10 protein-coding genes are annotated in these 11,312 nt (G+C 66.0%); 1 reads left to right on the top strand and 9 read right to left on the bottom strand.

All coding sequences use genetic code 11. The features are described from left to right. Positions 1-71 precede the first annotated feature (71 nt). The 8 genes from R3355_RS09925 to fdhF all read right to left on the bottom strand — a co-directional run bounded on the left by R3355_RS09925 (position 72) and on the right by fdhF (position 9,329). A complete protein-coding gene (locus tag R3355_RS09925; RefSeq protein WP_318961046.1) occupies positions 72-329 on the bottom strand; it encodes an acyl carrier protein in 258 nt (85 codons plus the stop codon). An 11-nt stretch (positions 330-340) separates the two neighbouring features. Beyond that, positions 341-1,501 carry a dihydrolipoamide acetyltransferase family protein gene (locus tag R3355_RS09920; protein ID WP_318961045.1) on the bottom strand — a complete coding sequence of 387 codons (1,161 nt, stop codon included), beginning with the start codon at positions 1,499-1,501 and terminating at the stop codon, positions 341-343. Positions 1,502-1,632: 131 nt separating this feature from the next. Further along, positions 1,633-2,607 carry an alpha-ketoacid dehydrogenase subunit beta gene (locus R3355_RS09915; RefSeq protein ID WP_318961044.1) on the bottom strand — a complete coding sequence of 325 codons (975 nt, stop codon included), beginning with the start codon at positions 2,605-2,607 and terminating at the stop codon, positions 1,633-1,635. Then, entirely contained in the window at positions 2,604-3,611 is a 1,008-nt protein-coding gene (pdhA, locus tag R3355_RS09910; RefSeq protein WP_318961043.1) for a pyruvate dehydrogenase (acetyl-transferring) E1 component subunit alpha, read from the bottom strand. Before pdhA ends, R3355_RS09915 begins: the two co-directional genes overlap by 4 nt. After that, positions 3,608-5,371, bottom strand: coding sequence for an acetate--CoA ligase (gene acsA, locus R3355_RS09905; protein ID WP_318961042.1), 1,764 nt, complete (start codon positions 5,369-5,371; stop codon positions 3,608-3,610). Before acsA ends, pdhA begins: the two co-directional genes overlap by 4 nt. A 22-nt stretch (positions 5,372-5,393) precedes the next feature. Further along, entirely contained in the window at positions 5,394-6,233 is an 840-nt protein-coding gene (locus R3355_RS09900; RefSeq protein ID WP_318961041.1) for an FAD/NAD(P)-binding protein, read from the bottom strand. Continuing rightward, a complete protein-coding gene (locus R3355_RS09895) occupies positions 6,230-7,249 on the bottom strand; it encodes a 4Fe-4S dicluster domain-containing protein (RefSeq protein WP_318961040.1) in 1,020 nt (339 codons plus the stop codon). Before R3355_RS09895 ends, R3355_RS09900 begins: the two co-directional genes overlap by 4 nt. Further along, positions 7,236-9,329: a formate dehydrogenase subunit alpha gene (gene fdhF / locus R3355_RS09890; protein WP_318961039.1), complete on the bottom strand. Its 2,094-nt coding sequence runs from the start codon at positions 9,327-9,329 to the stop codon at positions 7,236-7,238. Before fdhF ends, R3355_RS09895 begins: the two co-directional genes overlap by 14 nt. Before the next feature lie 193 nt (positions 9,330-9,522). On the opposite strand from fdhF, the gene R3355_RS09885 reads away from it, so the two are divergent. After that, positions 9,523-10,065: an Hsp20/alpha crystallin family protein gene (locus tag R3355_RS09885; protein WP_318961038.1), complete on the top strand. Its 543-nt coding sequence runs from the start codon at positions 9,523-9,525 to the stop codon at positions 10,063-10,065. A gap of 268 nt (positions 10,066-10,333) precedes the next feature. Here R3355_RS09885 and R3355_RS09880 read toward each other — a convergent pair whose 3' ends face one another. Continuing rightward, positions 10,334-11,233 carry a universal stress protein gene (locus R3355_RS09880; protein ID WP_318961037.1) on the bottom strand — a complete coding sequence of 300 codons (900 nt, stop codon included), beginning with the start codon at positions 11,231-11,233 and terminating at the stop codon, positions 10,334-10,336. Positions 11,234-11,312 lie beyond the last annotated feature (79 nt).

Genomic DNA, 11,312 nt, shown 5'->3' with positions numbered 1-11,312 from the left:
CGAGGCTTCACCCTAATCAGCCGCCGCAAACTTCGGTTTGATGCAGATCAAGTGCTGCTGTTGCTATTGCATCAGGGCGACGAAGCGGCCAGACGCGGCTCCAGATAGTCGACCAGTGCATCGAGGCTATCCAGCTTGTGGTAATCGGCCTCGGGGATATTCACGCCCAGGCGCCGGTGCAAGGCGCCGAGAAAACGCAGCCAGTCCATTGAGTCGAGGTCAACCTCGGCGCGCAGCGGGCGGTCGCTGCGCAACATCTCTGGCTCGAGCTCCGGCGCGATGTGCTGCAACTCTTCGAGCACCTGCTGGCGCAGCTGTTGTCGATCCACTGTCATGCTCCTCAGAGGTTGTCCGGGCTTTGCAGAAGGCGTCGCACTTCGCCGAGAAAACGCGCGCCATAGTGACCGTCGCTGACCCGGTGATCGGCGGCCAGGCTGGCGACCACGCTGGGCATCACGCAGAGCTGGCCATTCTCGACCCAGGGCCGCTCGGCGATGCAGCCGAAGCCGACCAGGGCCACCTGCGGCGGGTAGATCACCCCGAACACCGTGTCCACGCCCTGATCGCCGAGTTGGGTGACGGTGAGGCTGGCGTCGCTCAGTTCGGAGCTGCGCAACGAGCCGCTACGGGCGCGCTGCACCAGGTCGGCGAATTCGCCCATCAATTGGTCGAGCGACTTGTCGGCGACCGCGTGCAGCGCCGGCGCAATCAGGCCGCCCTGGCGCAGGGCGATGGCCACGCCGAGGTGGATGTCGGCGGCCGGCTGGAAGGCGCCCTCGCGCCAGAAACCATTGAGCTGTGGATGCTCGCGCAGCGCCAGAGCCACCGCCTTGAGCAGCAGCACGCCGGGCAACAGTCGATTCTCTGGTGTGGTACTGGCATTGCGCACCTGCAGCCAGGTCATGGCCTGACCGAGGGCGATGGTTTGGCTGAGATAGTAATGCGGGATCTCGCGTTTGGAGCGGCTCATGGCCGCGCCGATAGCCTGACGCATGGCGGCCTGGCGATCGGACGGGCCGCGTTCGGTTGGCGCCGGCGCCCGGCCGGCAGTTTCGACGTCTTCCAGGGTGACCACGCCATGCGGCCCGCTGCCGATCAGCGCCGCCGGGTCGAGGCCCAGTTCGCCGGCACGCTTGCGCGCCGCCGGGGAAACCCGAGGCCGGCTGGCCGGCGCCACGGCTTCGGCCGGTGTGCTTGGCGCCGGTACAGCCTGCTCAACAGGTGGCTTGGGCGGTACCTGGCGGCGCGCGGTTGCGGCGCTTTCCCCGGCCTGCAGCAAACTGGCGATCGGCGTGCCCACCGGCACCTTGGCGCCGGGTTCGATCAGCAGTTCGAAGACTTCGCCGTCTTGCCAGCACTCCACCTCGACTGCGGCCTTGGCGGTATCGACCACGGCTATCACCTGGCCGCGCCTGACCGTATCGCCAGGCTTGATCCGCCATTCCAGCAGCGTGCCCTCGTCCATGTCGGCGCCGAGGGATGGCAGTTTGAAATCGATCATGCGTCGCTCCTGTCGAATCGATTCGGGGTGGGCGCGATGCCTGGCACCATGCGCACAAAGCTATCGCGGGCATGGAACCAGGCGTCCCCCCGCTCCTACATCCCCCGCTCCTACAAACCGTTACCGACTGGTTAGCCGCACAACTCATGGGCCGCCGCGACTATCACCGGCACCTGCGGCAGCGCGGCCTGTTCCAGGTGCTTGGCGTAGGGGATCGGCACCTCGGCGCTGCACACCCGCATCGGCGCTGCATCCAGCTCGTAGAACGCCTGCTCGACGATCCGCGCGATGATCTCGGCGGCCAGGCTGCCAGTGCGCCAGCCTTCGTCGACCACCAGCACGCGGCGGGTCTTGCGCAGCGAGGCGAGAATGGTCGCATCGTCCAGCGGGCGCAGCACACGCAGGTCGATGACCTCGGCGGCGATGCCCTCCCCGGCCAGTTGCTCGGCCGCCGCCAGGGCTTTGCCGAGGGTGCCGCCGTAGGCGATCAGGCTCAGGTCGCTGCCCTCGCGGCGCACCCGCGCCGAGCTGATGTCCACCGGCTCGGCCTGATTCAGCTCGCCTTCGAGGTTGTAGAGCTGGGCATGTTCGAAGATCAGTACCGGATCGGGGTCCTGCAACGCCGGCCAGAGCATGCCGCGGGCGTCCTCGAGGGTCGCCGGGGCGAGGATCTTCAGGCCGGGAATATGCGTGTACCAGCCCTCCAGGCTGTGCGAGTGCTGGGCCGCCAGCTGGCGCCCGGCGCCGGTGGCCATGCGCAGCACCAGCGGTACCGAGAACTGGCCGCCGGACATATGGCGCAGGGTCGCGGCGGTGTTGATGATCGGGTCGAGGGCGAGCAGGCTGAAGTTCACCGTCATCACCTCGACGATCGGCCGCATGCCGCCCAGCGCCGCACCGATGCCGGCGCCGACGAAACCGAGCTCGGACAAGGGCGTGTCGCGGATGCGTTCCTCACCGAACTCCTCCAGCAATCCCTTGGACACGGCATAGGTGCCGCCATAGCGGCCGACGTCCTCGCCCATCAGAAACACCCGTGGGTCGCGCTGCAACGCCTCGCGCAAGGCGTCGCGCAGCGCTTCGCGGTAGGTCGTGCGCGGGCTCATGGCGCACCCTCCGGGTTCGTCGGCTCGGGCGCCGGCGTGTAGACATCGCGGCACAGGTCTGCCAGCGGCTCCGGGCTGCCGGCCTCGGCATAAGCCACCGCGGCTTCCACCTCCTGCTCCACCTCGGCCTCGAGTGCCGCCAGGCCTGCCTCGTCGAGCAACCCCTCGGCCATCAGCCGGACCTTGTAGGCGAGGATAGGCCCACGCTCTTTCCACTGCTCGACTTCGGCTTTTTCGCGGTACAGCTCGGGGTCGAACATCGAGTGGGCACGGAAACGATAGGTCTGGTATTCGAGGAAATACGGCCCCAGCCCCGCCCGCACCTGCTCGACCGCCGTGCGGGTGGCCTGGTGCACGGCGACCACGTCCATGCCGTCCACCGCCTGGGTGGCGATCTTGTAGGCGGCGGCCTTGGCGCACAGATCGGTCTGCGACTGCGAACGTGCCAGGGCGGTGCCCATGGCATAGAGGTTGTTCTCGCAGCAGAACAGCACCGGCAGTTGCCAGAGCACGGCCAGGTTGAGCGCTTCGTGGAAGGCGCCTTCGGCCATCGCGCCTTCGCCGAAGAAGCAGGCGGCGAGCCGGCTGCCGCCCTGCATGCGCTCGGCCAGGGCCAGGCCGACGGCCAGCGGCAAGCCGCCGGCGACGATGGCGTTGCCACCGAAGAAGCGCGTTCGGGCGTCGAACAGGTGCATCGAGCCGCCGCGCCCGCGCGAGCAGCCTTCCTGCTTGCCATACATCTCGGCCATGATCGCCGTCATCGGTACGCCCTGAATCAGCGCATGGCCGTGTTCGCGGTAGGTGGCGAGCACCGCATCGTCGGGCGCCAGAGCATGCAGGGCGCCGACCGCCACCGCCTCCTCACCGATATACAGGTGCAGAAACCCCCGGATCTTGCCGGCGCCATACAGCTCGGCCGCGCGCTCCTCCATACGGCGGATGCGCAGCATGTCGCGCAGCAGAGCCAGGGCGAAGTCGCGCGCAAACGGTACGGGCGCGCTCATGCCGGCTTCTCCAGAGTCGAGGTGTCGCCCTCGGGCAGGCCCAGTTCACGGGCCTTGAGCAGGCGGCGCATGAGCTTGCCGCTGCGGGTGTGCGGCAGGCTCGGCAGGAACGCCAGCGCCTTGGGCGCCACCGCGGCGCCAAGACGCTTGCGCGCATGGCCGAGCAGATCGTCGTGCAGCGCCTGACTGGGCACGAAGCCGCTCTTCAGCGAAACGAAAGCCTTGACCAGTTCGCCGAGCAACGCGTCGGGAATGCCGATCACCGCGGCCTCGGCCACGGCCGGATGCTCCATCAGCGCACTCTCCACCTCGAACGGGCCGATCAGGTGGCCCGCCGATTTGATCACGTCGTCCTCGCGGCCGACGAACCAGTAATAGCCGTCGGCATCGCGGCGGGCCAGGTCGCCACTCAGGTACCAGTCGCCGACGAAGCAGCGGCGGTAGCGCTCCTCCTGGCCCAGGTAGGTGCGAAACAGCGCCGGCCAGGGTTGCTTCAACGCCAGTTCGCCGACCTGCTCGTCCGCCAGCAGTTGCAGGCTGCCGTCCTCGCCGCGGGTAACGATGGCCGCCTCGACGCCTGGCAGCGGCTTGCCCATGGAACCGGGCTTGATCGGCATGGCCAGGGTGTTGGCGATCATGATGCCGCCGGTCTCGGTCTGCCACCAGTTGTCGTGAATCGGCCTGCCGAGCACCTCCTTGCCCCACCACACGGCCTCCGGGTTGAGCGGCTCGCCGACACTGGCGATAAAGCGCAGCTGGGCGAAATTATGCCGTTGGGCCAGCTCGGGGCCGGCCTTCATCAACATGCGAATGGCCGTGGGCGCGGTGTACCAGACGCTGACCTTTTCTTTTTCCAGGATGCTGTACCAGCGCTCGGCATCGAATTCGCCACGGTCGACCACGCTGGTCACACCCAGCAGAAGCGGCGCGAGAATGCCATAGGAGGTGCCGGTGACCCAGCCGGGGTCGGCGCTGCACCAGTAGATGTCATCGGGGTGCAGGTCGAGGGCGTACTTGCCGCTGACGTAATGGGTCAGCACCGCGCCATGCACGTGCAGGGCGCCCTTGGGCGTGCCGGTGGTGCCGCTGGTGAAGTGCAGCAAGGCCGGGCTGTCGGCAGTGGTCGGGGCAATGCTGAAGTCTTCCGCCGCCAGGGCCAGCAGCTTGTGCAAACTCAGGGTGCCCTCCGGCGGGGTGCTGGTGGCGCCGTTTTCGTCGTACAACAGCACGTGCTCGAGCGCCGGCAGCCGCTCGCGGATGCCGGCAATCTTGCGCCTATAGAGGGTCTCGCTGGTCAGCAACACGCTGCCCTCGCCCAGGCGCAGGCGGGTTTCCAGCGGTTCGGGGCCAAAGGCGCAGAACAGCGGCGATACCACGCAACCGTTCTTCAAGCCACCAAGCACCCCCAGGTAAAGTTCCAGGCCGCGCTCGCAGAGCACGAACAGACGCGCCCCGGCACCGATGCCAAGCCCCTGCAGGACATTGGCGAAACGGTTGCTCAGGCTGCTCAGCTGCGCGTAGCTGATCGAACAATGGCCGCCATTGCGCTCGAGGATGCGCAGCGCGACATGACGCCTGCGCCGGCCATGGGCATGCCGGTCGACGGCCTCGTAGGCCAGGTTCAGGCCGCCATCGGGCAGGCCGGCCAACCCCTTGGCCTGGGCTCCCCAGGAAAAGGCCGCGCGGGCTTCGGGGCTGTCATCCCAGTTGGGCTTGACCCGCAGGTCCGTTGCGGTTTTTTCGATGATGGCTGCTCGCATAGACTAATCCCCGGGTGCCGACTCAACAGAGCCGCTGATCCTGCGCAATGAATGTTCGATAGCCACCGGCCTGCAATTGCAGATAACGGTCATAACGGTAGGTCGGGCCGTCCTTGCAGACGTAGCTGGTGCCCAGGTAGCAATGCCCGCACAGGCCATCGGCGCAGTGCATGCGCCGTTCCAGCGAGAGCCAGATCTTGTCGGCGGCGATGCCGCGCTGCACGCACGCCTCGGCGGTCGCCAGCATCAGCGCCTCGGGGCCACAGCAGAGCACCGCCTCAGGCGGTTCAGCGGCAAACAGTTCGTCGAAGTGATCCAGCGGCGAGCCCTGGCGCTGGAGCGGTTTGGCCTCGTCGCAGGTTTCGATGAAGTGCAGGGTCCGCCGCCAGCCCTCGCGCTCGCTGCCCAGTACCTGGGCAGCGCTGTTACGTGCGCCATAGATGACGCTCAGCTGCACCGGCAGGCGGTGCCGGCTGGCTTCTTCGATCACCCCGGCCAACGGCACCAGGCCACAGCCTCCCGCCACTACCAGCACCCGGCGCGCACAGAAGAACAGCGGCCAGCCCTTGCCGAAGGGACCGCGATAACCCAGCACGGCGCCCGTTGGTTGCTCGAACAAGGCCTGGGTGAGTGCGCCCATGCGCCGTACCAGAGCGTTGAAGCGACCCTGCTGGTCCGGCAGGCTGAGGTAGGTGAACGGCGCTTCGCCGAAGCCTGGCACCGCGAGCATGAAGAATTGCCCGGGGATCACCGCCAGATCGCCGTCCAAGGGCTTGTCGATGCGCAGGCTGAAGTGGCGCGCCTCTTCACCGTCCGCGTAGTGGTCGAGCAACAGCAGTTTGCGTGGCGTTGGATTGATCATGGCTGTGCCACCCTCTGCATCACCCCGTGCACCCCTATGCCGCCCGGACAGACCCGGTCACAGCGTCCGCAACCGACACAGCCATAGGCCTCGAATTGTGCCTTGAAGCCATCGCCGAACTTGTGCGACCAGAAGCGCTGCACCCGCTGCCCCGACGTGACGCTGGGATTGTGCCCACTGGCCTCTTGCTGGAAGCCCTGGTACAGGCAGGAGTCCCAGACCCGTTCGCGCTGCATATTGTCCGGCACGCCGAGACGGTCCAGCGGGGCGTAGCAGGAACAGGTCGGGCACACCGTCGTGCAACCGGAGCAGCCCAGGCAGCGCAGCCCCAGCGCTTCCCAGGTATCGGCGTCGATTCGCCCGGTGTTGAGGGACAGGATGCCGTCGACTATCTCTTGCTGCGGCCCCTGCTCAGCCGCCACGCAGGCTTCGTTGGCGCTACGCTCGGTTTGCCAGTCATCGCTGGCAAGCGGCAAGCGCAGGCCGCGCAAGGCGGCGCGGCCGGCCTCGCTGGCGACCAGCAACAGCCAGTCGGCCGTTGCGTCCTGGCGTGGCAACAGGATCAGATCGGCGGTCTGCTCGCCTACCGTCGGGCCGCTGCCGACGATGCTGCAGAAACCGCCGACACAGCTGTGCAGGCAATCTACGCCCACCAGCAGGGTGACGCGGCGGCGCGCCTGGTAATGCGGGTCTGCGGCGAAGAAGCGATCCTGGTAGACCACGGCCTTGAGGTCACAGGCATGCAGGCCGAACAGCACCTGGGGCACCACAGCGGGCAGCGCCGAGTAGAACTGTCCACCGTCGAAGCGGAACAGCAACTCGCGCTCGGCGAAGAAAAAACTCTTGGCGGAAAACGGCGGTGGTTCGGCCAAGGGGTCGAATGCCTCGAAATCCTTGGCGCTGACCACTTGCCAGTGGTACCCGCCCTGGCCATCGTCGCGCACTTCATACAATCGGTGCTCCAACGCCAGATGAGCACGCAGGCGCTCCGGTTGATCCAGGCTATAGGCTTGCATGACGAACCTCGCGGCTACCGGCCTGGGCGCTGGGCGCCTGGCCGGACGGTAGTGGCTCGACCCTCACCGCGCAGGCTTTCAGCTCGGGCATCTTGCTGATCGGGTCCTGGGCGTCGTTGGTCAGGCGGTTACAGGGCGCTTCATGGAAGTGATAGGGCATGGCCAGGGTGCCCGCAGGCACGTCATCGCTGAGCTGCACACGGGTTTCCAGATACCCGCGGCGCGAACTCACCCGCACGCCCTGGTGATCGTGCAGCCCCAGCTTCACCGCGTCGGCCGGGTGCATGAACAGCAGCCCGGCCGGGATCTCGCGTTCGAGCAGCGGCGACTTGCGGGTCATCGAGCCGCCACCGTAGTGAAAGTGCAGGCGGTGGGTGGTAAAGGCAAACGGATACTCGGCGTCTGGGCATTCGTCCGGCGCCACCTGGGTCACCGGCAACAGGCGCCCGCGCCCCAGGGGGAACGTCTGCTCGTGGAGAATCGCCGTACCCTGCGGATGCGCGGCATCACAGGGCCATTGCAGGCCATGCTGGGCGTCCAGGGCCGGGTAGCCGATCGCGGAATAAATTGGGGTCAACGCCGCCATCTCGGCGAAGACCTCCTCGGCATCGGCCCAGGCCATGCCCGGATAACCCATGCGCAGGGCCAGTTCAGCCAGTATCTGCCAATCGCAGCGGGCCAGTCCTGGCGCGGCTATGGCCTGGCGGATGCGCTGCACCCGGCGTTCGCAGTTGGTGAAGGTGCCGTCCTTCTCGGCGAACGCGGCGGCCGGCAACAGCACATCGGCGCACTTGGCCGTCTCGGTCAGGCTGAGTTCGATCACCACCAGGAAATCCAGGGCCGCGAAGGCGCGGGCCACCTGGTTCTGATCCGGGTCGGTCAACAGTGGGTCCTCGCCCATGATCAGCAGCGCGCGCAGCTCGCCCGCCTGCGCCGCCTTGAGCATGCCCTGGGAGGTCAGACCGGGCGCCTGCGCCAGTTCGGTGGCCCAGGCCGCGGCGAACTTGGCCTGCACCGCCGGGTCGGCGACGTCCTGGTAGCCGGGGTAGACGTTCGGCAGGCAGCCCATGTCGCAGGCGCCCTGCACATTGTTCTGCCCGCGCAGCGGATTGATGCCGGTGCCGGGGCGGCCGATCTGCCCGCAGACCAGGGCCAGGTTGGAGACCGCGATGACGTTGTTGGTGCCGCTCTGGAACTGGGTGATGCCCATGCCATAGGCGGTAAACGCCGCCTTGGCGTGGCTGTAGAGGAAGGCCAGGCGTTGCAGGTCGGCCACCGCCACGCCGGTGGCCGCGCTGGTCTGCTCCGGGGTCAGTCCGGCCAGATGCTGGCGCAACGGATGGATGTCCTCGCAGCGGGCCTCGAGGAAGGCGTGGTTCTCCCAGCCGTTGGCGAAAATGATCTGCAGCAGGCCGTTGAGCAACGCGATATTGCTGCCCAGCTGCACTTGCAGGTGGATGTCCGCCAGGCGGGCCAGCCGCGTCTTGCGCGGATCGACCACCACCAGGGTGGCGCCACGGGCCTGGGCCCGCAACATGCGCGCGCCAATCATCGCGTGGTTCTCGGTGACATCGGCGCCGATCACCAGGATCAGGTCGGCCACGTCGATATCGGCAATGCTGTTGGTCATCGCCCCGGAACCGAGTGTGCGTGCCAGGCCGGCCACCGAGGGGCTGTGGCAGATGCGCGCGCAGTGATCGATGTTGTGGGTCTTGAGCACCGCGCGGGCGAATTTCTGCGCGGCGTAGTTATCCTCGTTGCTGGCGCGGGCGCAACTGATCACGCCAACGCCAGCCGGCCCCAGCTCATCCAGCGCGGCGCGAAACTCCTCGGCGACCCGACCCAGCGCCTCGTCCCAACTGGCAGGACGGAAATGTCCATGCTCCTTGATCATCGGCTGGGTCAGGCGGTTGTGCGGGTCTATGGCGAAGCTGGTGGCCCAGCCCTTGGAACAGAGCTGGCCCTGGCTGACCGGGTGGCCGGGTTGAGGCTCGACGCCGATGACGCGGCCATCCTCGATGCGTAACCCAAGGCCGCACCCTACCCCGCAAAACGTGCAAGTACTCGGTACCACGCGCATGCCGATCTCCAGAGTTGGCTTGTACCAATTCAGGCTAGGCCGCAGATGGTGCAACGCGTTTGATCAAGATCAACGATTCGCGGTGCAGTGCCCGCAAGGAAGGGCGTCGGTTTGATCAAGATCAAAGTTGCTGGCCATGAGTGCAAGCAGAATCGTTTTGTCCACTCCAGGACGACCTTCAGGAGGAATGAAAATGCCCAGTTCCGCAAAGAAAATGCCGGTAAAAACCGAAGACACTGCGAGTAAACGCACGGAGTTGGCGACCCCTTGGCACCCGTTGGCCAACCTGCGCCAGCAGATTGATCATCTGTTCGAGGACTTTTCCCGCGGCCCGCTGCAGCTGCCCTTCGGCCGCAGGATGCTCGACGTCGAGCCATTCTTTCGGCGCGAGCTGATGGGCCATGGCATCCCTGCCGTGGATATCGCCGAGAAGGAAAAGAGCTTCGAGATCACTGCCGAATTGCCCGGCATGGATGAGAAGAACATCGAGATCAAGCTGTCCAACGGCAATCTGGTGATCAAGGGCGAGAAAAAGGAAGAAACCGAGGAGAAGAAGAAGGACTACTACCTCTCCGAACGTCACTACGGGTCATTCGAACGCATCTTCAACCTGCCCAAGGGCGTCGATGCCGACAAGATCGAGGCCAGCTTCAGTAAGGGTGTGTTGACCATCAGCATGCCGAAGAAGCCAGAAGCGATAAAACCGGAAAAACACATCGACATCAAAGTCAGCTGAGTGCTGGCAATGACCAAGGCCCCTGGCGGCAACACGCAGGGGCCTCTTTTTTGCGTTGGAACTGCTTGCGCACAGCCGCCTTGGTGAGCCTCGGTACTTGCAGGGTGCGGTTGAGCGTAGCGATACCCATCGGCTCGGCGATCAACCTATCACCGCGTAGCGCGATCGCCTGCAGATGCCCCATGTCCCGGCGACGGCTGATATTGGTTGTGAAAGGAATCGCTACGCTCAGCCGCCGCGGCCAGCGCCATCCTATAGGCCTGTGTTGCTACGCCTTGACCGCCAGGATGCTGCATGGCACCTGGTAGAGGACATGTTCGGTGGTGCTGCCGATCAGCTTGTCCAGGCCCTTGCGCTGGACGGTGCCCATCACGATCACATCGGTCTGGTTCAGCCTGGTGAAGTCGGCGATGGCACTGATCGGCGCGCCGATAATGAAATGGCGGTGCTCGGCCGGCACGCCGTATTCGTCGGCCAGCGCGTTGAACCCGGTTTGCAGTTTGTTGCGCAATTCTTCGACCAGGTCGCCACCGCTGGACACGCTGCCTGCCACCGCGTTGGTCAGGTAGGCCAGCGTCGGGTCGTAGGTATGCAACAGATGCAGTTCGGCATCGCACTGCAGGGCCAGGCCATTGGCCGTTTCGATGATGCGCTGGTTGAGGCCGCTTGCCTGCGCTTGCGGGTTGGACGGGTCGACTGCCGCGACCACGCGGCGCGGCAATTGATTGCCCGTGCTACTGACCAGGTGCACCGGTATCGGCGATTCGCGCAGCAGGTGCCAGTCCAGCGGGGTGATGAATGCCCGCTTGAGCGCCGGCTCGTGCTGCAGATCCTTGATCAGCAGGTCCGCCTGGATTTCCGCCGCGTGCTGGAGAATTTCCTCCAGCGGATGGTTGGTCCAGACCGCTTCGGTGGTGACCTTGAGGCCTTTGCTGCGCAGCAATTCAGCCTCATCCTTGAGCCATTCGCGGTGTTCCTGCAAATAACTCTCGCGGGTTTTTTCCTGGACACTCTTGTCCAGCAGCGAGAGGGTCGCAAAGGGTTCGACGAAGGCGGCAATATGCAGCGCGGCACCACTGGCGGTGGCCAGGGCGGCGGCGCGTTGCAGGCCCGGCGAATGACGCATGTCCCGGTCGGCGATGAGAAACAGGCGTTGATATTGACTCATGGGGGCACCTCCGTGGGGCTGATTCTGTGCGTTACCGCGGGCAGGGATCTGCGCACTAGCGAATGCCTTACACGCTGCG

Source organism: Pseudomonas sp., from assembly GCF_033723075.1.
In the GTDB taxonomy this organism is placed as follows: Bacteria; Pseudomonadota; Gammaproteobacteria; order Pseudomonadales; family Pseudomonadaceae; genus Aquipseudomonas.
The sequence above is the reverse complement of the archived record's forward strand: the minus strand, read 5'-3'. Positions and strand labels throughout refer to the sequence as shown.

What these genes read in the sequence shown, in the direction of transcription:
- R3355_RS09895 (WP_318961040.1), bottom strand. Translation starts at nt 7,249, where the DNA reads ATGCAAGCCTATAGCCTGGATCAACCGGAGCGCCTGCGTGCTCATCTG.
- fdhF (WP_318961039.1), bottom strand. Translation starts at nt 9,329, where the DNA reads ATGCGCGTGGTACCGAGTACTTGCACGTTTTGCGGGGTAGGGTGCGGC.
- pdhA (WP_318961043.1), bottom strand. Translation starts at nt 3,611, where the DNA reads ATGAGCGCGCCCGTACCGTTTGCGCGCGACTTCGCCCTGGCTCTGCTG.
- R3355_RS09880 (WP_318961037.1), bottom strand. Translation starts at nt 11,233, where the DNA reads ATGAGTCAATATCAACGCCTGTTTCTCATCGCCGACCGGGACATGCGT.
- R3355_RS09900 (WP_318961041.1), bottom strand. Translation starts at nt 6,233, where the DNA reads ATGATCAATCCAACGCCACGCAAACTGCTGTTGCTCGACCACTACGCG.
- R3355_RS09885 (WP_318961038.1), top strand. Translation starts at nt 9,523, where the DNA reads ATGCCCAGTTCCGCAAAGAAAATGCCGGTAAAAACCGAAGACACTGCG.
- acsA (WP_318961042.1), bottom strand. Translation starts at nt 5,371, where the DNA reads ATGCGAGCAGCCATCATCGAAAAAACCGCAACGGACCTGCGGGTCAAG.
- R3355_RS09920 (WP_318961045.1), bottom strand. Translation starts at nt 1,501, where the DNA reads ATGATCGATTTCAAACTGCCATCCCTCGGCGCCGACATGGACGAGGGC.
- R3355_RS09915 (WP_318961044.1), bottom strand. Translation starts at nt 2,607, where the DNA reads ATGAGCCCGCGCACGACCTACCGCGAAGCGCTGCGCGACGCCTTGCGC.